Origin of the sequence: Sphingomonas sp. LaA6.9 (genome assembly GCF_022601895.1) — a bacterium.
In the GTDB taxonomy this organism is placed as follows: Bacteria; Pseudomonadota; Alphaproteobacteria; order Sphingomonadales; family Sphingomonadaceae; genus Sphingobium_A.
This window is the reverse complement of record NZ_JAKVIO010000003.1, coordinates 1-23,517: the sequence shown is the minus strand read 5'-3', so window position 1 is coordinate 23,517 and position 23,517 is coordinate 1. Positions and strand designations below refer to the sequence as shown.

Genomic DNA, 23,517 nt, shown 5'->3' with positions numbered 1-23,517 from the left:
TGCGCGTTTTCAATGGGCCACGGCTATCGGCCCCGGTCCTTGCTATTCGTAGCGCAGCGCATGGATCGGATTGGTCCGCGCGACGCGGAAGCTGTGGGCGGCGATCGTTCCCACCGCGATCGTCAGCGCAACCAGCCCTGCCGCGACAAAAGGCACCGGGCCCAGAGCGATGCGCGCGTCGAAACCATTGAGCCAGTCTCGCATCACCCACCATGCCACCGGCCAGGCGATAATATTTGCCATCAGCACGGGGCGGCTGAACTGCCAGACCAGCAGCTGCACGATTCGCCCCGTGCTCGCGCCCAGCACCTTGCGGATACCGATCTCCTTGGTCCGGCGCTCCGCGGTAAAGGCCGCAAGCCCGAACAAGCCGAGACAGCCCACGATCACCGCCAGCAAGGCGAAGGCCGCGAAGATCTGCGCGCGTGCCTCCTCGGCCTTGTAGAGACGCTCCATCACGTCCTCGCTGAACTCGGCCTCGAACGGCACGTCGCGCGCGGTGCGCTTCCACAGCGCCTCGATGCGATCGCGAAGCGCCGAGGGATCACCCGAATAGCGCACCACGGCATAATCGAGCCCGCTGGTCGTATAGCGAAACAATATGGGTTCCATCGGCTCGCGCACCGACCGGAAGCGCGAATCCTCGACGACACCGATGATCGTTGCGGGCGTCACCCCTCCATATTCGGGATCGTTGGGCAGTTTCACCTGCTTGCCGATCGCGGCGGCGGGGCTTGCAAAGCCCATGCGCTTCGCCGCAAGCGCGTTGATCACGATGTTCACGCCGCGCGCAACGAGCGCGCGCTCCGCCGCCGGATCCTCGGGTGTGGGAGTCGTGGCGTCATCGGCCGGTCGCGTCTTGTCGAAGGTTCGGCCGGCGAGCGTCCTGATCCCCATCGCCGCGAAAAAATCGGGGTCGACGACATAGTCGCCGATGCTGGGCGGGTTTGCGAGCCCCGGCACCTGGATCGACGAACTGGTCGAATTCTGCGTCGCCATCGCAATCGAGGAGCGCCCCACCGCGACGACACCGTCGAGCCCCGCGATCTCGCGCACCAGCGTGTCGGCAAGCGGCTGTATCTGGCGACGCCCCATATTCTCGATCTGGATCAGCCCTTCGCGCTGATAACCGGGATCGGAGGTGCGCGCATAATCGGTCTGCGCCTGGATCACTGCGGTGCAGATGATGAGTCCAATCGACACCGCAAACTGGCCGACGACAAGGATATTGCGCAGTCGCCCCGATCCTTGCGCATCAGCCGCGGACTTGTTGGCCTTGAGCACGTGCGCGGGCTGGAAGCGCGAAAGGTGGAAGGCGGGGTAGACCCCGCCCGCCGCGCCGACGACGAGCACCAGCACGATGACCGGCAGCAACAGCCCGTCCATGCCGAGATAGCGAAACCGGATCTCGGCATCGAGGAAAGCATTGAACGCGGGCAAGGCGAGTTCGGCGATCGCCAGCGCCAGCAGCATCGCGATGGCCGCCACGATCATCGATTCGCCGATGAACTGGACGATCAGCTGTCGGCGGCTCGCTCCGAGAACCTTGCGAAGCGCCACTTCGCGCGCGCGCTGGCTGGCGCGCGCAGTCGCCAGGTTGGTGAAATTGATGCACGCCATCGCAAGGATCAGCAGCGCGATCACCGCAAAGGTCGTGATTGCGCGTTCGGTATTGCCCGGCGTCATCGCCCCGCGCTGCGCCTGACCGAGATGGATGTCGCGGATATTGACCAGCCGGTAGTCCGACGTATCGCCCTGATTGGACTTTTGCGTCCCGAAATACTGATCGGGAATGTTCCGCTTTTCCCAGGCGGGCATCTGCGCATTGATCGCCTCTGCATCTGCACCCGGTTTCAGCCGGACGTAAATCCACCCGCCCTGCCAGCCATAATTGTTGAGAAAGTCGGGATTGTCCGCAAAATGGCTCTGCGGGTCGTACCGCGCGATGATGCCCGCGCTGAAGTGCGAATTGCGCGGAATGTCCTTGATGATCCCGGTCACGCGCATGTCGAACGGCGCGGCGCGCCCGCCCACGGTCAGCGTCTTGCCCATGGCATCGTCGGTCCCGAACCATTTGCGCGCCTCGCTCTGGGTCAGCACCATCGAGCCTGGCGTTTCGAGCGCCGTCCGCGGATCGCCTCGGACGAACGGGAAATCGAGGATCTCGAACAGGTTTCCGTCGACAAAACGGAAATTCTCGGTTGCGTGGCCAACGCCGTCCCTGAGCAGCACCGGCCCCGTTGCAAGCACGTGCACCGCACGGTCGATCTGTGGAAAATCTTTCTGAATTGATACCTTGGCGGCATATGCCGCCATTTGCAGATTGTCGCGCTCGCCTGTGTCGGGATCGGTGAAATAGGTCTGGAACTGATAGGCGTGCTCCGCCCCGGGCAGCGCGGCATCATAGGTGCGTTCATAGCGGACGAAGAGAAGGATCAGCAGGCACGCCGCCATGCCAATCGCCAGCCCCAGGATGTTGATCAGCGCATAGGCGCGATTCTTGGCGAGCGAACGGATGCCGACGGTGAAATAGTTTCGCCACATTCTGCCGATCCTTCCCTGTTGGTTATTGAGCCTTCGCCGCGCCGGCGCGGTAGGCGATGATCTTGATTTCGGTCAGCCCCCCATCGGGCAGCAACCGATCGACATCGATCGCGGTCCACGCCGGCGGCTGGCCTGTCAGCCGACGCTTGGACACCGCGGACAAGCTGTCGATCTGGGCGGTGATGTCGGTGTGAAAGCTGGTCATCTCGACAACGTCGTCCAGGCTCGCCCCGACGCGCTTCAGCGTCGCCTCGATCTGGTTGAACACGCGCTCATAGGCGGGAGCCAGGTCGCTTTCGCCAGGCGCCTGACCCGCGACGACGCCCGACAGATAGATCATGTCGCCCGCGATCACCGCGCTGGCAAAGCCATATTGCTCCTGCCCCGCGCGTTCGCGCGGATTGGCTGACATGACGACGCTCTGTTCGGTGCGTGCCTGGGCGCCCGCACTTGCAGGGGCCAGCGCAGCGGCGATGAAGAGCGCGGCGATCACGGCACGCGGGGATTCGAACTGCATATTGTTACCTTTCCGGTTTTCAGGCTGCGCGACGGCGTTCGACCAGCACGCGCCCGTCGAGCATGTTGACGACACGCCCGGCATAGTCGGCATGTGCGGGCGAGTGCGTGACCATCACGATCGTCGACCCTTCCGCGTTCAGCGTCTGGAGCATCTTCATCACCTCCTCGCCGTGCTGCGTGTCGAGATTGCCCGTAGGCTCGTCGGCGAGGATCAGCTTGGGTTCCGCGACCAACGCGCGAGCCACAGCGACACGCTGCTGCTGCCCGCCCGAAAGCTGGCTCGGGCGGTGCCTGGCGCGGTGCGCGATCCCCACCCTGTCCATCACCGCGTCGACGCGGCGCTTGCGCTCGGCAGCGGGGATGTCGTGATAGAGCAGCGCCAGCTCGACATTCTCGGCGACCGAAAGCTCGTCGATCAGGTTGAAGCTCTGGAAGATGAAGCCAAGGTTGCGCTTGCGGATCGCGGCCAGGTCGGCCTCGCTCAGTCCCGCCACCTCCTGATCGGCGAAACGATAGGAACCGCTTGTCGGGCTGTCGAGCATGCCGATCATGTTGAGCAGCGTCGATTTGCCACAACCCGACGGCCCCATGATTGCGACGAACTCGCCGTCATGGATGTCGAGATCGATCGCATCCAGTGCGGTCGTCTCGACCATGTCGGTGCGGTAAACCCGCGACAATTGGCGCATGCTCAGCATCGGCATCATCCTTTCACTTCCTTGCAAGATCGAGCCGATCCTTGTCGGCGAAACCGGTATAGGGGGAGGTCAGCACCTTCTCGCCGGGGTCGAGACCATCGAGGACCTCGATGAAATCGGCATTGCGACGGCCAAGACGGACCTGGCGTTTCACCGCCTCCGACCCGTCCGGGGTCACCACGAACACCCAGCTGCCGCCGGTGTCGTTGTAAAAGCTGCCGTTGGGGATCAGCCGCGCGGGCGCCGGATCGCCGAGCGTCAGCTTGGGCTGGAGCGTCTGACCGCGCTGGAGCTGCGGGGGCTCGTCGCCCACGAACTGGAGGTCGACCTCGAACTGGCCGTTCTTGACGGTGGGATAGATCTTGGTGACGCGCAGCCTGTAGCTCTTGCCGTTCCAGTCAACGGTCGCCTGCTGCCCCGGGCGCACGCGCGCGAGATAGAATTCGTCGACGCCTGCGACGAGCTTGTTGCGCCCGGGGCTGTCGATCTGGCCCAGCCTTTCGCCGCGCGCCATCGACTGGCCGACCTGGATCGAAAAGGCCGAAAGCGTGCCCGAAACGGGTGCGCGCAGGTTGAGCGCGTCGAGGTTCGCCCGCGCGAGTTCGAGGCTCGACTGGAGCGACTGCGATGACGCGCGGAGCTGCGCAAGCTGGCTCGACTGGAGGCGCTCGTCGGTCGACTGCGCGCGCTGGAGCACCGCGCGGCGATCGCGCTCATAGGCATAGCTGTCGCGCGTGTCGCTGAATGTCTTGCCCGCCACGAAGCCCTTGGCGGCAAGCGGCGCCTCGCGCTGATACTGGCGTTCAGCCTTCTTCATCGCAAGCTCGGCTTCGAGCAGGCTGCGCTCGTTCTGCAAGCGGTTCTGCGCCAGCGCGAGTTCCTGGCTGCGCATCGAGTTCAATTGCTGCGTCACTTCGGTCTGGCGCGCGAGCACTGACAATTGCAGCTCGGCATTGGAAAGCACTGCGAGCAACTGCCCCTTCTCCACGGTCGCGCCGTCCTCGACCAGCACCTCCTCGACGCGCCCGCCCTCGATCGCATCGAGATAGACCGTCACCAGCGGAGTCACGCTTGCGCGCATCGGCAGGAAGTCCTCGAAACGGCCCTGGCTGACCGTCGAAATCGTCACGCGGTCCGCAGCGACGGTCTGCGATGCGCCATCGGGCGCAAACGCGTAGAAACCACCCGCCAGCCCGAGCAACGCAGCGGCACCGAGCCCGATCTTCACTCGCCGCGATATTGTGCGCTTTTCGACGACGCGATCCATCGCACCGCCGCTGACGGCGCCCATGCTGCTGTCGGTCGAGATGCTCACCAGACCCATTGCGCTCCCCCTGTCCGAAAACGGACAATCACTGTCCGGTTCCGGACAGGTCGCACGCCGTCCGCATCAGAGCAGCACCGGCCGGAAATCGTGCGAAATCTTGTCGGCGCACGCGATCCGCGCACCGTCCTGGGCATGAACGGCCTCGGGAACCGCGCTGATTACGGTCATCAGCGTGGCGGCGAGGATTGCACCGAGCGCGCTCGGGATGCGGATATTGCGGGGCGTATTCATCGTCGGTCTCCATCTGCGCGCCATCATGTGGCCGCCTGTCCCTCCGCTTCGCAGGTCGCGTGCCAATTTCATGAATGGCCCGGATTTCCTTGCATTTTCCGATGCAGGCGACGCAATGGCACAAATATTGATTGTGCGATTTCGGACACTCGCTGTACGGGAATGAACGCATGGACATGGGGAAGCCATTCGACCTTTGTGTCGTCATCGACGATGATGAGGACATCCTGCTCGCGGCGCGGCTGTTGCTGCGCCAGCTCTTCGAAGACGTGCTGACATATTGCGACCCGCGCGCGGCGTACGAGGCGATCGGCGATCGCTCGCCCGACGCGATTCTGCTCGACGCCAATTTCGCGCGCGGCGCGACCAATGCCGCCGAGGGCTTTGAATGGCTCGGCCGCTTCCTTGCGCGTGATCCCGAAACGGTCGTCGTGATGATCACCGCGCATGGCGGCGTGCAGATCGCGATCGAGGCAATGAAGCGCGGCGCGACCGATTTCGTCACCAAGCCCTGGTCGAACGAGCGGCTGCTCGCGACGGTGCGGACCGCGGCCGCGCTGCGTCAGTCGCGGCGCGCGGTCTCAACCGAAAAGGACCGCGCCGCCGCGATCACCGCACCGCCCGCCAGCGGCGAAACCCCGCTGCTCGGCGATTCGCCCGCGATGCGCCGCGTGATGCAACTCATCGAGCGCGCCGCGCCCACCGACGCCAACGTCCTGATCCTCGGCGAAAACGGCACCGGCAAGGAACTCGTCGCGCGCGAGCTTCACCGCCGATCGCGCCGCGCCGATCGCGTGATGCTCTCGGTCGATCTCGGCGCGGTCGCGGAGACGGTGATCGATTCCGAACTGTTCGGCCATGTGAAGGGCGCCTTCACCGATGCGCGCACAGATCGCATCGGCCGGTTGCAGGCCGCGGACGGCGGCACGCTGTTCCTCGACGAGGTTGGCAATCTGCCACTCCACCTGCAGCCGAAACTGCTCACCGCGCTCGAACAGCGCAGGGTCACCCCCGTTGGCGCCAACAAGCCGGTACCCGTCGACATCCGCGTCATCGCAGCCACCAATCTGACGCCCGGCCAACTCGCCGACGAACAGCGTTTCCGCCAGGATCTGCTCTTCCGGCTCAACACCGTCGAGATCGTGCTGCCCCCCTTGCGCGAACGCCGCGAGGATATTCCGCAGCTGCTCGACCACTATCTCGGCATCTATGCGCGCAAATATGGCAAGCAGCCGCACGTGATCCCCGCGCCGGTCGTCGCGACGCTGACGGCCTATGACTGGCCGGGCAATGTCCGCGCACTGCGCCACTCGGTTGAACGCGCGGTCATCCTGTCGGGCGATGCGCCGCTCACCCTCGAGGATTTCTCGATCCGCCCGAGCGATCCGCAGCCGACACGCCTCGCGCGCGAGGCGGTGGTAGAGCGCGACAAGGCCGACGACGATCTCAACCTAGACAGGGTCGAGCGCCGCGTCGTCGAAACCGCACTGAAGAAGCACGGCTACAATATATCGGGCGCGGCAGCCGAACTCGGCCTCACGCGCGCCTCGCTCTATCGGCGGATGGAAAAACATGGACTTTGACCGCCGCTTCGCGATCGGACTTGGCCTGCGCATCATGTTCGTCTTCGTGGGCTTAAGCGTGCTGGCCTGGTCGCTCGTCACTCCCGATCTGGGCGCTGCGCGCGTGCTCGCCTTCGCGATAGCCGCGGCGGCGGGCGCCGGGCTGTGGCGCTATATCCAGCGCACCAATTTCGAAGTGGCGCGCTTCGTCGAGGCGATCCGGTTCAACGACCTGCAGGCGCGCTTCTCACGCCCCGATGCGGGTAGCGGTTTCGAGGTACTTGGCGACGCGCTCGATGCGGGCATCCGTGCGCTGCGCGACGATCGCGCCAGGCTCAGCGAAGCCTCGCGCTTCTACGAGGCGCTGGTCGATGACGTGCCGGTCGCGCTGCTCACCATCGACGCCGAGGGGCGCGTCGATCTCGCCAACAAGACCGCGCGCAAGCTGTTCAACCGGCACGGCGGCGCGCGATCGTCGGATTTCGAATGCTATGGCCGCAATTTCGCCGCAGCGCTCGCCAGCCTGGCCCCGGGCAGCAGCCAGACGCTGATCCTCGACCTTGATGTCGGCCCGCAGCGCGCGATGTTGCGCGCTGGCGCGCTCGCGCGTCTCGGCGGCACCACCCGCGTGATCGCGGTTCAGGTGATCCAGCAGGCGTTGAACGCGGTCGAGGTGGCGGCGCAAAGCGACCTGATCCGCGTGCTGACGCACGAAATCATGAACTCGATGACTCCCGTCACCTCGCTCGCGCGCACTGCGGCGCAACTGATCGCGGAGGCTGACAAAGATAATGATCCCGCGATCGCCGATGCCCGCGCCGCGGTCGAGACGCTCGCGCGCCGCGCCGACGGCGTGATGCATTTCGTCGAGACCTACCGCGAGATCACCAGACCGCCCCAGATCAGCCGCCGCATCTTCGCCGCGTCACCCTTCGCCACCGAACTCCAACGGCTTTTCGAGGCCGATGGCGATTGGGAGCAGGTCGCCTTGTCGGTCGCGGTGGCGCCGCAGGATCATCTGATCGATGCGGATCCCGACCTGCTGGCGCAAGTCGTGATCAACCTGTTGCGCAACGCCGCCGACGCGGCAACGATGAATGGCGATGCCCCGAAGGTGGCGCTGCGTATCGAGGCACTCAGATCAGGGCGCACGCGGATCGAGGTGGAAGACAATGGTGCGGGTGTCCCCGAAGCACTGCGCCACGACATCTTCCTCCCCTTCTTCACCACCAAGAAGACGGGAACCGGCGTCGGCCTCAGCTTCGCGCGGCAGGTCCTGCTCGCGCATGACGGCTCGATCGAGGTCGACGGACGAGAGAATGGCGGCGCGCTGTTCAGACTCGTGCTTTAGCGTCCCCGCACTGCGCCCGCGTCAGAGGCGCGTCTCGGCGCTCGGAACGTGGCGCGTCAGCAAGTCGTCGGTCACTGTCATCGTGAAGGCGGGCGCGTTGCCCGGGGGCGTCTCGGCCACAGCGTCGACGAACATCGCGCGCGCCTCCTTGTCGTCATAGACCATCTTGGCGTCGAACGCCGTTTGCCAGGTCGCCTCGTCGGGCCATTCGGCATAGCCGACGAAGCGACCGTCGCGGTCCTGATGAAGTCGCGAGCCGTAGCTGCCATAGATTCGTGTGATCTGCTCGGTGCCGCGCCGCCAGGCCTCGCGGAACTGCTCCTCCTTGCCGGGATGGACGCGCCACCAATAGACCGCGACGAACATCGCGCCTCTCCTATCCGCTCATAGTGCTGCGCACTGCGCCTCCAGCCACGCCTTGTCCGCGCCCTCAAGCTGCGGCCCGACGATCTCGAGGACTTTGCCATGATAATCGTCGACCCATTGGCGTTCCACGGGGGAGAGCATCGACGCGTCGATCAGCCGCCGCTCGATCGGCGCAAAGGTCAGTGTCTCGAAACCAAGCACGGGCTTTTCAGCGCCAGGGACGTCCTTCTCGACGACCAGCACGAGATTCTCGATGCGGATGCCATAGGCGTCGGTCTTGTAGTAGCCCGGCTCGTTCGAAAGGATCATGCCCGCGCGCAGCGGTTCGTCGGTGCCCGCCTGCCCGCCCGCCGACATGGCGATGCGCTGCGGCCCCTCGTGCACCGACAGGAAGCTGCCGACGCCGTGACCCGTGCCGTGCGCATAGTCGAGCCCGGCTTCCCACAGATATTGCCGCGCCAGCGTGTCGAGCTGGCCGCCGCGCGTGCCCGCGGGAAAGATCGCGCGCGCAAGCGCGATATGGCCCTTCAGGACGCGCGTGAAACGGTCGCGCATTTCCTGCGTCGGCTCGCCGATCGGCACAGTGCGCGTCACATCGGTGGTGCCGTCGCGATACTGGCCGCCCGAATCGACGAGGTAGAGCGAGTTCATCTCGAGCGGCCGGTTGGTCTCTTCGCTCACCCGGTAATGGACGACCGCACCGTTGGGGCCCGCGCCCGAGATCGTGTCGAAGGAAAGGTCCTGAAGCAGCCCCGTCTCCTCGCGCAGGGCGAGCAGCTTGTCCTGCGCCGAAATCTCGGTCTCGCCGCCCTTGGGTGCTTCGACCGATATCCAGCGGAGGAACCTGCTGAGCGCGGCACCATCGCGCGCCTGCGCGGCGCGGTGCCCCGCGATCTCGACGGGGTTCTTGATCGCCTTGGCGAGCACAACGGGTTCGCGCATCGCATGAACGATCGCGCCCGCCGCCTCGAGCCCCGCGAAGATCGCGGAGACGGCGCGCTCGGGGTCGACGACGACATGCTTGCCCTTCAGCTTCGCGAAATCACCCGCAAATGCACCGCGGTCATGGACCTGCACCGCATTGCCAAGATGCTTGGCGACATCATCGGCCATCTTCTCGGGCGCGACGTAGAAATCGGCGGTCGCATCCTCGTGCACGATCGCATAGGCGAGCGCGACGGGGGTCCGCTCCACATCCTTGCCGCGAATGTTGAAGGTCCACGCGATCGAATCGAGCGCTGACAGAATCACCGCGTCAGCCTTGTGCGCGTGCAGCCAGTCGGCAATCTCCTGCCTTTTGTCGTGCGCGTTGCGGCCGGCCAGTTCCTCGGGATGGACGACGAGCTTCGCCTTGCTGGGCTCGGGCTGGTCGGGCCAGATCTTGTCGACGGGATTGGTGTCCACCGCCACCAGTTCGGCTCCGCGTTCGGCGAGCGCCTTTTTCGCCTGCTCGACCCAGGCCTTGGTATGGAGCCAGGGATCATAACCGATCCGCCCCCCCTCGGGCGCGTGCTCGCCGAGCCAGGCGGCGACGCTGGTCTGCGGCACACTCTGATACTGCCAGAGATTGCCGTCGACCTGGTCGCGCACCTGCAGCGTATAGCGGCCGTCGACGAAGATGGCGGCGTCCTCGGGCAGGATAGCCGCCGAGCCCGCCGATCCCTGAAAACCAGTCAGCCAGGCGAGGCGCTGCGCATAGGCGCCGACATATTCGCTCATATGCTCGTCGCAGATGGGCACGACGAAGCCATCGAGACGGTCGGCCTTGAGTTGCTCGCGCAGCGCCTTGAGCCGTGCTTCATGGGTGGACATCGGGTATTCCTTGATTTCTATTGCAGGCGATCAACATAGGGCCTTGGCATTCTCGTTGCCAGCCTTGCCCGGAGACGAAAGAGCCCTGATGCGTCCAAGCGTTGCCGCTGCACTTCTGCTCGCTACCACCACGCCAACTCTCGCCCAGAAAGACACGATGACCGAGCTTCCCGCACCGCCCAGGGCCGAACAGCGCCCGCATGAATATTCGCGCCACGGCCACACCATCCAGGACCCCTATTTCTGGATGAAGGATCCGGAATATCCAGAAGTCAACGACAAGGACGTGCTCGATTATCTGAAGGCCGAGAACGCCTATTTCGATGCGGCGATGAAGCCGCGCGAAGCCTTGGTCGACACGCTCTTCAAGGAGATGAAGGGCCGCATCAAGGAAGACGATTCGAGCGTCCCGCAAAAGGATGGCGACTGGCTCTACTGGTATGCCTATCAGGTGGGCGGACAGTATCCGATCCATTACCGCAAGGCGGTTTCCGGCGGTCCTGACATCGTGCTCTTCGACGAGCCCAGGGAGGCCGAGGGCAAGGAATATTACCGGCTCGGCATCCTCGAGGTCAGCCCCGACGGCAAGCTGATCGCCTATGCCGCCGACATCAACGGCTCTGAACGCTTCACCCTGAAGGTGCGCGAGATCGCGAGCGGCAAGGAGCTCGAGACGATCAGCGCCGTGGTCAATGGCGATGTCGTCTGGGCCTCGGACTCGAAGAGCCTCGTCTATACCGAGGTCAACGACCAGTGGCGCAGCTACCGCGCGCTGCATCACGTGCTCGGCACCGATCCGAAGACCGACAAGGTCATCTACGAGGAAAAGGACGAGCTCGGCTTCCAGGTCGCGATCGGCGACACGCAGGACGAGCAATGGATCGTCATCGGTACGGGTGATAACCAGACGAGCGAGTTGCGCCTGCTCCCCGCCTCAAATCCCGCGGCCGAACCTGTCCTGATCGCTCCGCGCAAGGAGAAGCGGCTTTACTCGGTCGATTCCGCGCACGGCAAGCTCTGGGTTCACACCAATGACGAGCATGTGAACTTCCGCCTCGCCGTGGCCGATCCGAAGACGCCCGGCGAATGGAAGACGGTGATACCAGGATCGGACCGGGTCTATCTGACCGGCGTCGCTACCTTCAAGAAGCACATGATCCTGAGCCAGCGCGTCGACGGGCTCGATCAGGTGATCCTGCGCGACTATGAAACCGGCAAGGAAAGCCGCGTTCCCTTCACCGAGGCGAGCTATTCGGCGGGGCTGTCGAGCAACCCCGAATACGACCCCGACACGTATCGGGTTTCCTATTCGTCGATGGTCACGCCGCGCACGACCTATGACTATGACCCCGCGAAAAACACGCTGACCACGCTCAAGGTCCAGGAAATCCCGTCGGGCTATGATCCGAGCCAGTACGCGACCGAACGGCTGATGGTCACCGCGCGCGACGGGACGAAGGTGCCCGTCTCGGTGGTCTACAAAAAGGGCTTCGAGAAGAATGGCGAGGGCAAGCTCTTCCTCTATGCCTATGGCGCCTATGGCTATGCGATCCCGCCGGGCTTCTCGACGGTGCGCCTGAGCCTGCTCGACCGCGGCTATGCCTATGCGATCGCGCATATCCGCGGCGGCGACGATCTCGGGTATAACTGGTATCTGCAGGGCAAGGCAGCGGCGCGCTGGAATACCTTTCACGACTTCGTGGACGTGGCGAAGGGGCTGGTCGACGCGAAGTTCACCAAGGCCGGCAATATCGCGATCAACGGCGGCTCGGCGGGCGGGGAGCTGATGGGTGTCGTGGCCAATACCGATCCCGGCCTTTGGGGCGCGGTCGTCGCCGACGTGCCCTTTGTCGACGTGCTCAACACCATGCTCGACGAGACGCTTCCCCTCACCCCGGGCGAATGGCCCGAATGGGGCAACCCGATCACCGACAAGGCCGCGTTCGAGCTCATCCGCGGTTACAGCCCCTATGACAATGTCGAGGCCAAGGCATATCCGCCGATGCTGATTACGGGCGGGCTCAACGATCCGCGCGTGACCTATTGGGAACCCGCCAAATGGGCGGCGAAGCTGCGCGCGACCAAGACTGACAGGAACGTGCTGCTGCTCAAGACCAATATGGGCGCGGGGCATGGCGGCAAGTCGGGCCGCTTCGACAGTCTGAAGGAGGATGCGGAAGCGTACGCCTTTGTCCTCTGGCAGATGGGAGGCGAATGAGCGGCTTTGAAAAGCACATCACGGCCGGGCCCGACGACATCGACGAGCTCGGCCATGTGAACAATGCGGTCTGGGTCCGCTGGATCCAGGACATGGCGGTATCGCACTGGGCGTCACGCGCCGATGCCGCGCACGCCGACGCCTATATCTGGGTCGTGGTGCGCCACGAGATCGACTATCTCGGCAATGTCGGCCCCGGTGAAAGCGTCCTCGCACGCACCTGGGTCGATCCCGAAGGCCCGCGCGGCGCGCGCTTCGATCGCCATGTCGAATTCACTGGCGAGGACGGCAAGGTGCGAGTGCGCGCCAGATCGACCTGGGCCATCATCGACCGTGCGAGCGGGCGGATATTGCGCGTACCCAAAGAGGTATCGGCGCGTTTTCTCGACGAAGGTTAGGCTTCCAGCGCCTTCAATATCGCGTCGATCGAGTCAGGCGAGGTCGTGAAGCCCATATGGCCGCACGCGACCTGAAGCGCATGGTCGCGTTCGTGCGGGAGGCCGCGCGAGGCCGCTGGCGCCACCACGCCATCATTCTCCGACCATAGTGCGAAAGTGGGCACCGGCGGCTTTTCGGTCAGGTTGACCGGCAAAGGCGTGCGATCGACGGGATGGCGGTTGATCAGCTCATAGAGCCGCCACGCATGATTTGCGCGGAGGTCGCCCGAAAAGGGGCTGCCCATGGTGATGACGCGCGACACGCGCCCGGGCCGATGCTTGGCATATTCGCGGGCGATCAGCCCGCCAAGGCTCCAGCCGATCAGCGCGACGGGTTCGCCGCATTCGCGTTCGATCCGGTCCATCTTGCGGTCGAGCCGGTCGATAATGTCGGCGCGTACGCCGAAGTTGCGCCCCTGCCCCCAGCCATAGGTCATGTAGTTGGCCGACCTCAGCGTCCGGCGCAGCATCACCGTCGCTCCGTCCGAGGCGAGGAAGCCGGGCAGCACCATGACAGGCTTCATGCCGCCATCATGGTCGACGTTAAGCGCGGGACCGTAACGCCAGCCACGGCGCAGATCTGCGAGCACGCGCACCTCGCGCAGCAACGCACCGAGCGGCGGTGCGCTCAGACTCTGCGTCGGCAACAGGTTCACGACTCGATCCATGACAATTTCATGACATGCAATAATGGCCAAAAATAGTAACCGTTCCGTCACATGCGCATTTTGCAGGCGCGAAATCTGGACATGCGTGGCGTGCAACGAAAAAGGCCCCGGCTTTCGCCGAGGCCTTTCCGTGACGAAATTCGTCCGATCGCGTCAGAGCTTGCCGGTCAGCTCGGGGACGATTTTGAACAGATCACCGACAAGACCGATGTCCGCGACCTGGAAGATCGGGGCGTCCTCGTCCTTGTTGATGGCGATGATGGTCTTGGAGTCCTTCATACCGGCGAGGTGCTGGATCGCACCCGAGATGCCGACAGCGACATAGACTTCGGGAGCGACGATCTTGCCGGTCTGACCGACCTGATAGTCGTTGGGCGCATAGCCCGCATCGACCGCAGCGCGCGACGCGCCGACCGCCGCACCGAGCTTGTCGGCGAGCGGATCGATGACCGCGTGGAACTGCTCCGACGAGCCCAGCGCGCGACCGCCCGAGACGATCACCTTGGCCGAGGTCAGCTCGGGGCGCTCGGACTTGGCGATCTCGGCGCCGACAAAGCTCGACAGACCCGCATCACCCTTGCCCGAGACAGCCTCGACCGCAGCCGAACCGCCCGTCGCCGCCGCCTTTTCGAAGGCGGTGCCGCGCACGGTGATGACCTTCTTCGCATCCGACGACTGGACGGTCGCGATCGCGTTGCCCGCGTAGATCGGACGCGTGAAGGTGTCGGCGCTCTCGACCGAAAGGATGTCCGAGATCTGCGCAACGTCGAGAAGTGCTGCAACGCGCGGCGCGATGTTCTTGCCGTTCGAGGTCGCAGGCACGACGAACGCGTCGTAGCCGGCCATCAGGTCGGCAACCAGCGGCGCGACGTTCTCGGCAAGCGCGTGGCCATAGGCCGCATCGTCGGCGAGAAGCACCTTGGCGACGCCCGCGATCTTCGCGGCGCCGTCGGCGGCAGCCTGTGCACCCTGGCCCGCGACCAGTGCATGGACTTCACCCAGCTTGCCGGCAGCGGTCACCGCGGCCAGCGTTGCGTCCTTCACGGACGCATTGTCATGTTCGACGAGGACGAGGACGCTCATGCCGCCACTCCCAGAGCCTTGAGTTTCGCAACCAGTTCATCGACATCGGCAACCTTGACGCCCGCCTGACGCACTGGCGGTTCGGTGACCTTGAGCGTCTTGAGACGCGGCGCGGTGTCGACGCCGTAATCCGCCGGAGTCTTCTGCTCGAGCGGCTTTGACTTCGCCTTCATGATGTTGGGCAGCGACGCATAGCGCGGCTCGTTGAGGCGCAGGTCGGTCGTCACGATCGCGGGGAGCTTGAGCGAGACCGTCTCGAGACCGCCATCGACCTCACGCGTCACCTGCGCGTTGCCGCCAGCCACTTCGAGCTTCGAGGCAAAGGTGCCCTGACCCCAGCCGAGCAGCGCGCCAAGCATCTGGCCGGTCTGGTTGCTGTCGTCGTCGATCGCCTGCTTGCCGAGGATCACCAGTTCGGGGCTCTCGGCCTCGACGACCTTGGCGAGCAGCTTGGCGACCGCCAGCGGCTCGACCTCGCCCTCGGCGGTGATCAGAATCGCGCGGTCGGCGCCCATCGCGAGCGCTGTGCGCAGCGTTTCCTGCGCCTTGGCCTCGCCGATCGACACCACCACGATCTCGGTGGCGACGCCCTTTTCCTTCAGGCGGATCGCTTCCTCGACCGAAATCTCGTCAAACGGGTTCATCGACATCTTCACGTTCGCCAGATCGACGCCCGTGCCGTCCGCCTTCACGCGGGGCTTCACATTATAGTCAAGCACGCGCTTGACCGGGACCAGCACTTTCATTGCCTGTCTGCCTTCCTTCCTTGTTCGAACCGTTCCCGGGGAGGAGCCATCCGAACGATTTGCCTCACCTCCTTGCCACAACTCCCTTCAGAGCGGGAGTCTGCGAGCTAAATTTGTCCGGACAAATTTAGCTCGCTGGCACAGGAGTGTGGTCGAACTCGCGCTTATGCCGCGCTTTTCACCTCTGCCACGATCTTCTTCGCGGCATCGCCCAGGTCGTTGGCCGGAACGATGGCGAGGCCCGATTCGGACAGGATCTTCTTGCCTTCCTCGACATTGGTGCCCTCGAGGCGAACCACCAGCGGCACAGAAAGGTTCACTTCCTTCGCCGCCGCAACGATGCCTTCAGCGATGATGTCGCAGCGCATGATGCCGCCGAAGATATTGACGAGGATGCCCTTCACCGCGGGATCGGAAAGGATGATCTTGAACGCCGAGGTCACCTTCTCCTTGCTCGCGCCGCCGCCGACGTCGAGGAAGTTGGCGGGGAAGGCGCCATTGAGCTTGATGATGTCCATCGTCGCCATGGCGAGGCCCGCGCCGTTGACCATGCAGCCGATGTCGCCGTCGAGCTTGATATAGGCGAGGTCGTGCTTCGACGCCTCGAGCTCCATCGGATCCTCTTCGGTCTCGTCGCGGAGTTCCATCAGATCCTTGTGACGGAACAGCGCGTTCGAATCGAAGCCGACCTTGGCGTCGAGCACCATCAGCTTGTTGTCGCCGGTGATCGCAAGCGGGTTGATCTCGATCTGCGCGGCGTCAGTACCGAGGAACGCATCATAGAGCTTGGCCGCGACATTGGCCGCCTGCCTGGCGAGATCGCCCGTCAGGCCCAGCGCGGCCGCAACCGCGCGGCCATGGTGGGGCATGAAGCCCGTTGCGGGATCGATGTCGAGCGTGTGGATCTTCTCAGGCGTGTCGTGCGCAACGGTCTCGATGTCCATGCCGCCTTCGGTCGAGACGACCATCGCGACGCGGCCGGTGGCACGGTCGACGAGGACGGCGAGATAGAATTCCTTTTCGATATCGACGCCGTCGGTGACGTACAGGCGATTGACCTGCTTGCCCGCTTCGCCCGTCTGGATGGTGACCAGTGTGTTGCCGAGCATTTCGGTGGCGTGCGCGCGAACTTCATCGAGCGTCTTGGCGAGGCGGACGCCGCCCTTGGCGTCGGGGCCGAGTTCCTTGAACTTGCCCTTGCCGCGGCCGCCCGCATGGATCTGCGCCTTCACGACATAGAGCGGCCCGGGGAGCTTCCTGGCGGCCTCGACCGCCTCCTCGACCGAGAGGGCCGCATGGCCCGCGGGAACCGGCACGCCGAATTTCGCGAGCAGTTCCTTCGCCTGATATTCATGGATGTTCATGGGCGATCCAAGCCTTTCCGCATTGCAACAGGGAGAGTCGCAGGCGGCTTAAGCATAGCTGGGCCGCGAAGGAAAGCCCGCGTTTGCGAGGTTAGATACCCAGGGCGCAGGTGCCCGCAGCCATGCTTGTCACCGCAAGTATCTCAGGATCGCGCAATGCACGGACCTTGTGAAGGAATTCCGTAACGGAAAGATCGCTCAGCCGATCATCCTTGAGACTGCCGAGCGACTGGATGCGGCGAAGCTGCGTGATCGAGAGCTCGTTGACCATATCATCGGCCATGCACGACGCCATCGGCGGCGAAAGCCCTGCATCCTGCAGGCCGTTGCGCAGGCGTGTTTCGGGAGTCGCGCACGCGGCGAGCGCGATCAAAGGCACAAGTACATGGGTGATACGGGTCATTGGCGCGCCATAGCCTCCGGACCGCGAATGCGAAAGCGGCAATGACACAGGCCCTGCACACCCCTATATCGAGCCCATGCACTGGGCGCCGGGCATCGTGACCTTTCTCGTCACCATCGCAGCGATGGAAGTCTTCGCCTACGCTGCGCATCGCTGGATCATGCATGGCCCCGGCTGGTTCCTTCACAAGAGCCACCACCGCCCCCGCACCGGCAATTGGGAACTCAATGATCTTTATGCCGTGATCTTCGCCATCCCGTCGATCGTGTTGCTGCTGGGCGGCGTCCAGCTCGGCTGGGGCGACTGGGCGACATGGGTTGGTGCTGGAATCGCCGGCTATGGCGCGATCTATTTCGGTTTTCACGACGTGATCGTGCACAAGCGGCTCAACCATCGCTATCTGCCGAAATCCGACTATATGAAGCGGATCGTCCAGGCCCATCGGCTGCACCATGTCGTCGAGACGCGCGAAGGCACGGTCAGCTTCGGCTTCCTCTGGGCGCCGCGCCCCGAGGTCCTGAAAGCGATGCTTCGCGCACGCGGCCATGCCGGCATACGCGCCCCGGCGGCGCAGGACAGCCTGGGGTGAAGCCCGCGCTCGACTGGCTGGCGCGCACTGCAACCGTCGCGCTGAGCATGGTCGCGACACTCTCGATCATTGGCTCGATCGCCGCGATCCCGTCGGGCAGTATCGAACAGCGGCTGGGCATGGAAATCGTGCAGCAGTCGCCGGATCTCCTTCCTCGCGTCGAGCGCGAGCCGGTGGCCGCGCCCGATCAGCGAGATGAAGCCGGGCCCGCGAAATCGCGTGAGACCGACATTGCCACACCGCCATCGCAACCGCGTAATCCGCTCGAACCCTGGCTCGAATCGATCACCTATGCGCTGATCGCGATTGCCGCATTGCTTGGCGCGGGGGTTTTCATGCTCTGGCGTGCGCTCGGACACTGGCGCAGGCTGGCGGATGCCGCAGAAAATCGGATCTAGGCGCCCAGCGCCGCGCGATAGGCGCTGAGCACGTCACTGCCGAAGCACGCGAAGATGACCCGCTCGATCTGGGGTTCGACTTCCAGAAAATCCCGCACCTCGCGCACCGCGATTGCGGCGGCCTGATCGACGGGATAACCATAGATGCCGCAGCTGATCGCGGGAAAGGCGATGCTGGTGACTCCGCTGTCGAGCGCGACCGCAAGGCTGCGTCGATAGCAGGAGGCAAGCTTCTCGGGCTCTCCCGCCCCACCGCCCTGCCAGACGGGCCCCACGGTGTGGATCACGAAACGCGCGGGCAGACGGTAGCCGCGCGTGATCTTGGCATCGCCGACCTTGCAGCCGTTGAGCCGCTGGCATTCCATCACGAGATCAGGCCCCGCGGCGCGATGGATCGCGCCATCGACGCCACCGCCGCCAAGCAGGCTGGTATTGGCCGCATTGACGATCGCGTCGACCTCCAGCCTCGTGATGTCCGCCTGCATTGCCTCGATACGGCTTGCATTCATCGCTTCACCTCCCTTGGCCGCGTCCACAGGCCCTCGCGCGACCTGCGCCCCTCCGGCTCCCGCAGCGCCTGCACCAGGGCCCGCACCACCCAGCCCAGCTTGGCGCGACGCGTCGTCACGAAGCGGTGATCCCAGGCATGTTCGCCGGCCGCGACCACGCCCCGCGCGATGTCGCCATAGATACCGGTCGCGGCGAGGACCGCCCATCGCGCGCGAAAGGGCAGCGCGGAAGCCCCCGCCCGCGCAGACACCTCATATTCGGCCGCCATCTCGCCAAGCCGTTTCGCCATCACCGCCAGGCGCGCCCGGAACTGCGGCTTGAGTTGCTCGCCCGGCGGAATGTCGAGCTCGACCAGCCAGTCGAGCGGCAGGTAGCAACGCCCGGCACGGTCATCCTCCTCGATGTCGCGCGCGATATTGGCCAGCTGAAACGCGATGCCGAGATCCGCGGCGCGATCGAGCGTATCGGCATCTACAGGGGAAACGCCCATGACGAGCGCCATCATCACGCCGACGACACCCGCGACATGATAGCAATAGGTCAGCAGATCCTGCTCGGTGCGTGGCCGCCAGTCTTCGGCATCAAGCGCAAAGCCGTGAATATGGGCGCGGGGCAGGTGAGGCGGAATGGCGCACTCGCGAAAGACGATGCCGAGCGCATCAAAGGCGGGGTCGCCCACGATCTCACCCGAAAGCACTGCCTCGGTGACAGATCGGATATGGTCGAGCCGGGCCGCGGGGTCGGCAACGAGCGCCATGTCCCCGCCATGATCCTGACCATCGGCAAGGTCGTCGCATCTGCGGCACCAGGCATAGAGCAGCCAGGCGCGCTCGCGTGTCCTGCGATCGAACAGCCGGCTGGCGAGCGCGAAGGAGCGCGAGCCGCGCGCGATGCTTTCGCCCGCCGTCGCCACGAGCGCTTCGCGGCTTGCGCCGGTCACAGGTCCTTGCGGCCGATCCATTTGCCCGTTTGCGGGGGTACATAGTCCGCCAGCAGGTCGATCAGATCGGCGACACTCTCGGCGACGATCAGCATTTCGCGGTGATCCTGCGTCAGGAATCCCTGGACGACCATATTGTCGAGAAAGGCGATCAGCGGATCATAATAGCCGCCCACATTGATGAGCGCGCAAGGCTTCGGATGATAGCCGAGCTGCCCCCAGGTCCAGACCTCGAACAGTTCCTCCATCGTCCCGATCCCGCCGGGAAGCGCGATGAAGCCGTCGGCGCGTTCGGCCATCAGCGCCTTGCGGTCGTGCATGTTGGCGGTGATGTGCAGCTCGGTACAGCCCTGATGCGCGAGTTCGCGTTCGACCAGCGCCTCGGGGATCACGCCGATCACCTCGCCGCCCGCTGCGATCGCGGCGTCGGCAACCGCGCCCATCAGCCCGACATTGCCGCCGCCATAGACGAGCCCGATTCCCGCGTCCGCGAGTTCGCGGCCAAGAGCCTCGGCCGCTTCGCGATGGACCGGATCGAAGCCCGAGCTCGAACCGCAAAAAACCGTGAAGCGCGTCATCGTCTCAAATCCTCCAGCATCAGCGCGGCGGTGGCCTTGGCACTGGCCACGACGCCGGGGATGCCCGCACCCGGATGCGTCCCCGCGCCGGTGAAGTAAAGGTTGGAAATCGCGTCATCGCGGTTGTGCGTGCGGAACCACGCGCTCTGGGTCAGGATCGGCTCGAGCGAAAAGGCACTCCCGTGATGCGCGCGGAGGTCGAGCGCGAAATCGCTTGGCGCATAATGGAACTTCGTCACGATCCGCGCATGGATGTCGGGGATCAGGCGTCGCCCGATCTCGTCGAGGATGCGCTTCTCGAGGATCGGCCCGACCTCGCTCCAGTCGATCGGCAGCTTGCCGAGGTGCGGCACGGGCACGAGCGCATAGAAGGTCGAATGGCCTTCGGGCGCGAGCGAGGGGTCGGTCACCGTCGGGTGGTGGAGATAGAGCGCGAAATCCTCGCTCAGCACGCCATGCTCATAGATGTCGGTCAGCAGTTCGCGATAGCGCGGCCCGAACAGGATCATGTGGTGCGGGATTCCCGGCCATGTGCCCTTGACCCCGAAATGGACGATGAAGAGCGAGGGTGAGAAGCGCTTGGTGGAAAGCGCCTCGGCCACACGCGCGCCGCGCCGGTTTGACCCGAGCAGGTCGCGATAGCTGTGCATGATGTCGGCGTTGCTGGCGACGGCGTCGGCTTCCATGTGCCAGCCGCTTTCGGTACGCACGCCGGTCACGCGATCGCCCACGGTTTCTATCTCGGCGACCGGATCACCGAGCCGGAGCGTCCCGCCCAGTCGCTCGAAATGCGTCACCATTGCCGCGACGAGCCGGTTGGTGCCGCCCTTTGCGAACCAGACGCCGTCGCGCTTCTCGATCGTGTGGATGAGCGCGTAGATCGCGCTCGTCGTCATCGGGTTGCCACCGACGAGCAATGTGTGAAAGCTGAGCGCCTCGCGGAGCTTCTCGTTCCGGACGAAGTGCGAGACCATCGAATAGACCGATCGCCACGCCTGATAGCGCGCCAGAGCGGGCGCTGCCTTGAGCATTGTCGCAATGTCGAGGAATGCGGTGGCACCCAGCTTTTCGTAACCTTCGGCATGGACCCCTGCCGAATAGTCGAGGAATTTTTCATATCCCTGCAGGTCCATGGGATTGAGCCGCGCGATCTCGTTTCGCAGTTGCGTCTCGTCGTTAGAATAATCGAACTGCGTTCCGTCGGGCCAGTTGAGCCGGTAGAAAGGCGAAACCGGTTCAAGCGTCACGTCATCGGACATGGCGCGCCCGGAAAGCGCCCAAAGCTCGATAAGACATCTGGGATCGGTGATGACCGTGGGTCCAGCATCGAAGGTGAAGCCGTCCCTCTCCCAGTAATAGGCGCGCCCGCCCGGCTTGTCGCGCGCCTCGATGATGGTCGTGTCGATGCCCGCCGATTGCAGCCGGATCGCGAGCGCAAGCCCGCCGAACCCCGCCCCGACGACCGCCGCCCTCTTTCCCCCCAGGCTCAAGCGCGCTTCTCCCTCATCGCCGCGATCGCCCGTCCGATCGGCACCGGCGGTTTGCCGCTCAGGATCCGGATCTTGTCCAGCCCCGTCGAGCGCGCGGCATAGAAGCGGGATATCAGCGCGGGATCAAGTCGATAGAAGCGCTCGAGGATCCGATAGCGCTGATCGGGTTCCGCGGCGCGGAACAACATCTTGTTGAGCAGGCGGTAAAAGCCGCGACCGCGCCAGGCCTCGCGCGCATGCTCGAAGAGCCGGTCGTGCAGCGCCTCTCCGTCGAAATCGGGCAGGTCCGCTATCATCGCGGCAGTCCGGACCGCGTCGGGCAGCGAGTATCCCGTGGTCGGATGAAACAGCGCAGCGCGCATGCCGGCCTTGGGAACCTGTGTCCCGCCCGAATTCCAGTAGCGCTCGAAGTCGCCGCCCATACAGACGGGGAGCACGCCCCGCTCCTCGCGGGCGACATGGTCGACCCGCCAGCCCTGCGCTTTGGCATATGCAGCAATGCCGCCGCGCAGCCTGATGGGGTCAATGTCGGGGCCGTCGCTGTAATAGGTGTCCTCGACGAAGATCCGCTCCTCGCCAAAGGGCAGCGCATAGACGAAGCGATAGCCATCCTGTTGTGCCACGGTCGCGTCCATGACCATGGGACGTACGCGGCGATGCGCGTCGGTCAGCACCAGTTCCTGCCCGAGAAATTTCTGCCATCCGAGATCGAGCGCGGAAAGATCGGCCGCACCGCGCGCGTCGATCACACCCTGCGCGCGGATCCGGTCGCCACCCGCCAGCACGACGTTGGTCCGCGTGAGCGCCGCCACGCGTCGTCCGGTCATGAGCGCTTTGGAGGGCAGCGTCGCGCGAACGTGCCGGTCGAGCGTTTCGGACAGAATGGAATAATAGCGCCCGTCGAGCGCGCGCCCGTGCGCCGGAAAGGCGACATCATGGCCGCGCCACATATGCGCGACCGCAGGCGCGACGAGCCAGCGATGCCCGGCCGCGACATCGCTGCCGAAAAAGGACCAGATATGATCGCCGCCAATGACCTCGCTCGCCTCGATCAGGCGAATGTCGAGTTCCGGCCGGCGCATATGGAGCGCGAGCGCGATCAGCGAGCCGGCAAGCCCGCCGCCGACGATCGCAATGTCACAGGATGTCTTGCTTGGCATTTGGCCCCGGCCCTACAGAGCTTTTTGCGAAAGCTCAAAGGGCTGGAGTCGCGCTGCGCGACTTTGCGGCGACCGGGGCGGAAAAAGGGGATCATCGACACCATGCCATCAGGACTTGCCGCACTGCTCGACGACGTTGCCGGCATCGCCAAGCTTGCCGCAGCCTCGGTCGACGATGTCTCGGCTGCCGCCGGCAAGGCGGGAACCAAGGCGGCGGGCGTCGTGATCGACGATACCGCGGTCACGCCGCGCTATGTGGTCGGCTTCCATCCCGATCGCGAACTGCCGATGATCTGGCGCATCGCGCTCGGATCGCTCCGGAACAAGCTGGTCTTCCTGCTGCCCGCCGCGCTGCTGCTCAGCGCGTTCGCCGAATGGGCGATCACGCCACTGTTGATGATCGGCGGCGCCTATCTGTGCTTCGAGGGCGCCGAAAAGGTGATCGAATCGCTCTTTGGCGAGGGCGAGCATGATGCGGATGAAGGTGTCGAGGAAAGCGATGATCCTGCGCATCTCGAGCAGC

24 protein-coding genes are annotated in these 23,517 nt (G+C 64.7%); 7 read left to right on the top strand and 17 right to left on the bottom strand.

Annotation, left to right across the window (positions count from 1 at the left end):
• Window positions 1-42 precede the first annotated feature (42 nt).
• The 5 genes from MKI88_RS02320 to MKI88_RS02300 all read right to left on the bottom strand — a co-directional run bounded on the left by MKI88_RS02320 (window position 43) and on the right by MKI88_RS02300 (window position 5,319).
• Window positions 43-2,544 carry an ABC transporter permease gene (locus tag MKI88_RS02320; protein ID WP_241629196.1) on the bottom strand — a complete coding sequence of 834 codons (2,502 nt, stop codon included), beginning with the start codon at window positions 2,542-2,544 and terminating at the stop codon, window positions 43-45.
• 22 nt (window positions 2,545-2,566) lie between these two features.
• Entirely contained in the window at window positions 2,567-3,061 is a 495-nt protein-coding gene (locus MKI88_RS02315) for a Rid family hydrolase (RefSeq protein ID WP_241629193.1), read from the bottom strand.
• A 19-nt stretch (window positions 3,062-3,080) separates the two neighbouring features.
• Window positions 3,081-3,761: an ABC transporter ATP-binding protein gene (locus tag MKI88_RS02310; RefSeq protein ID WP_241629192.1), complete on the bottom strand. Its 681-nt coding sequence runs from the start codon at window positions 3,759-3,761 to the stop codon at window positions 3,081-3,083.
• Window positions 3,762-3,774: 13 nt separating this feature from the next.
• Entirely contained in the window at window positions 3,775-5,085 is a 1,311-nt protein-coding gene (locus MKI88_RS02305; protein WP_241629189.1) for an efflux RND transporter periplasmic adaptor subunit, read from the bottom strand.
• Between the two features lie 66 nt (window positions 5,086-5,151).
• Window positions 5,152-5,319: a hypothetical protein gene (locus MKI88_RS02300; RefSeq protein ID WP_241629187.1), complete on the bottom strand. Its 168-nt coding sequence runs from the start codon at window positions 5,317-5,319 to the stop codon at window positions 5,152-5,154.
• Between the two features lie 170 nt (window positions 5,320-5,489).
• Between MKI88_RS02300 and MKI88_RS02295 the strand changes: the two genes are divergently transcribed.
• Window positions 5,490-6,902, top strand: coding sequence for a sigma-54 dependent transcriptional regulator (locus MKI88_RS02295; protein ID WP_241629185.1), 1,413 nt, complete (start codon window positions 5,490-5,492; stop codon window positions 6,900-6,902).
• Window positions 6,892-8,232, top strand: a complete 1,341-nt coding sequence (locus tag MKI88_RS02290) for a PAS domain-containing sensor histidine kinase (RefSeq protein WP_241629183.1) — start codon at window positions 6,892-6,894, stop codon at window positions 8,230-8,232. Before MKI88_RS02295 ends, MKI88_RS02290 begins: the two co-directional genes overlap by 11 nt.
• A 21-nt stretch (window positions 8,233-8,253) precedes the next feature.
• On the opposite strand, the gene MKI88_RS02285 is transcribed toward MKI88_RS02290, so the two are convergent.
• Window positions 8,254-8,598, bottom strand: coding sequence for an antibiotic biosynthesis monooxygenase (locus MKI88_RS02285; RefSeq protein WP_241629182.1), 345 nt, complete (start codon window positions 8,596-8,598; stop codon window positions 8,254-8,256).
• A gap of 18 nt (window positions 8,599-8,616) precedes the next feature.
• A complete protein-coding gene (locus tag MKI88_RS02280; RefSeq protein WP_241629180.1) occupies window positions 8,617-10,410 on the bottom strand; it encodes an aminopeptidase P family protein in 1,794 nt (597 codons plus the stop codon).
• Between the two features lie 157 nt (window positions 10,411-10,567).
• Here MKI88_RS02280 and MKI88_RS02275 point away from each other — a divergent pair, with 157 nt between their 5' ends.
• Window positions 10,568-12,628 carry a S9 family peptidase gene (locus MKI88_RS02275; protein WP_241629493.1) on the top strand — a complete coding sequence of 687 codons (2,061 nt, stop codon included), beginning with the start codon at window positions 10,568-10,570 and terminating at the stop codon, window positions 12,626-12,628.
• Window positions 12,625-13,026: a thioesterase family protein gene (locus MKI88_RS02270; protein WP_241629177.1), complete on the top strand. Its 402-nt coding sequence runs from the start codon at window positions 12,625-12,627 to the stop codon at window positions 13,024-13,026. Before MKI88_RS02275 ends, MKI88_RS02270 begins: the two co-directional genes overlap by 4 nt.
• On the opposite strand, the gene MKI88_RS02265 is transcribed toward MKI88_RS02270, so the two are convergent.
• The 5 genes from MKI88_RS02265 to MKI88_RS02245 all read right to left on the bottom strand — a co-directional run bounded on the left by MKI88_RS02265 (window position 13,023) and on the right by MKI88_RS02245 (window position 17,329).
• The gene (locus MKI88_RS02265; RefSeq protein ID WP_241629176.1) at window positions 13,023-13,721 is read right to left on the bottom strand and encodes an alpha/beta fold hydrolase; all 699 of its coding nucleotides are present in this window, start codon (window positions 13,719-13,721) and stop codon (window positions 13,023-13,025) included. The two genes, MKI88_RS02270 and MKI88_RS02265, sit on opposite strands and share 4 nt — an antisense overlap.
• A 165-nt stretch (window positions 13,722-13,886) precedes the next feature.
• On the bottom strand, window positions 13,887-14,816 hold the full coding sequence (locus MKI88_RS02260) for an electron transfer flavoprotein subunit alpha/FixB family protein (protein WP_241629174.1): 930 nt from the start codon (window positions 14,814-14,816) through the stop codon (window positions 13,887-13,889).
• On the bottom strand, window positions 14,813-15,562 hold the full coding sequence (locus MKI88_RS02255) for an electron transfer flavoprotein subunit beta/FixA family protein (protein WP_241629172.1): 750 nt from the start codon (window positions 15,560-15,562) through the stop codon (window positions 14,813-14,815). Before MKI88_RS02255 ends, MKI88_RS02260 begins: the two co-directional genes overlap by 4 nt.
• A gap of 164 nt (window positions 15,563-15,726) precedes the next feature.
• Window positions 15,727-16,926, bottom strand: a complete 1,200-nt coding sequence (gene sucC, locus MKI88_RS02250) for an ADP-forming succinate--CoA ligase subunit beta (protein ID WP_241629170.1) — start codon at window positions 16,924-16,926, stop codon at window positions 15,727-15,729.
• A 91-nt stretch (window positions 16,927-17,017) separates the two neighbouring features.
• Window positions 17,018-17,329 (bottom strand): hypothetical protein, encoded by a 312-nt coding sequence (locus tag MKI88_RS02245; protein ID WP_241629167.1) that lies wholly within the window; start codon window positions 17,327-17,329, stop codon window positions 17,018-17,020.
• Between the two features lie 76 nt (window positions 17,330-17,405).
• On the opposite strand from MKI88_RS02245, the gene MKI88_RS02240 reads away from it, so the two are divergent.
• Together MKI88_RS02240 and MKI88_RS02235 are read left to right on the top strand one after the other, a co-directional pair.
• Window positions 17,406-17,918, top strand: a complete 513-nt coding sequence (locus tag MKI88_RS02240) for a sterol desaturase family protein (protein ID WP_241629165.1) — start codon at window positions 17,406-17,408, stop codon at window positions 17,916-17,918.
• The gene (locus MKI88_RS02235) at window positions 17,915-18,316 is read left to right on the top strand and encodes a hypothetical protein (protein WP_241629163.1); all 402 of its coding nucleotides are present in this window, start codon (window positions 17,915-17,917) and stop codon (window positions 18,314-18,316) included. The genes MKI88_RS02240 and MKI88_RS02235 overlap by 4 nt, the downstream gene beginning before the upstream one ends.
• On the opposite strand, the gene MKI88_RS02230 is transcribed toward MKI88_RS02235, so the two are convergent.
• The 5 genes from MKI88_RS02230 to crtY are packed head-to-tail and all read right to left on the bottom strand — an operon-like array spanning window position 18,313 to window position 22,994.
• Entirely contained in the window at window positions 18,313-18,825 is a 513-nt protein-coding gene (locus MKI88_RS02230) for an O-acetyl-ADP-ribose deacetylase (protein ID WP_241629161.1), read from the bottom strand. The genes MKI88_RS02235 and MKI88_RS02230 overlap by 4 nt on opposite strands.
• Complete coding sequence (locus tag MKI88_RS02225; protein WP_407073290.1) at window positions 18,822-19,787, bottom strand: phytoene/squalene synthase family protein; 966 nt, start codon at window positions 19,785-19,787, stop codon at window positions 18,822-18,824. The genes MKI88_RS02230 and MKI88_RS02225 overlap by 4 nt, the downstream gene beginning before the upstream one ends.
• Window positions 19,763-20,344, bottom strand: coding sequence for a TIGR00730 family Rossman fold protein (locus MKI88_RS02220; protein ID WP_241629156.1), 582 nt, complete (start codon window positions 20,342-20,344; stop codon window positions 19,763-19,765). Before MKI88_RS02220 ends, MKI88_RS02225 begins: the two co-directional genes overlap by 25 nt.
• Window positions 20,341-21,834: a phytoene desaturase gene (locus MKI88_RS02215; protein WP_241629153.1), complete on the bottom strand. Its 1,494-nt coding sequence runs from the start codon at window positions 21,832-21,834 to the stop codon at window positions 20,341-20,343. Before MKI88_RS02215 ends, MKI88_RS02220 begins: the two co-directional genes overlap by 4 nt.
• Complete coding sequence (gene crtY, locus MKI88_RS02210; protein ID WP_241629150.1) at window positions 21,831-22,994, bottom strand: lycopene beta-cyclase CrtY; 1,164 nt, start codon at window positions 22,992-22,994, stop codon at window positions 21,831-21,833. Before crtY ends, MKI88_RS02215 begins: the two co-directional genes overlap by 4 nt.
• A 102-nt stretch (window positions 22,995-23,096) precedes the next feature.
• Between crtY and MKI88_RS02205 the strand changes: the two genes are divergently transcribed.
• On the top strand, window positions 23,097-23,517 hold a 421-nt coding region (locus MKI88_RS02205; RefSeq protein WP_241629147.1), incomplete at its 3' end, for a DUF808 family protein.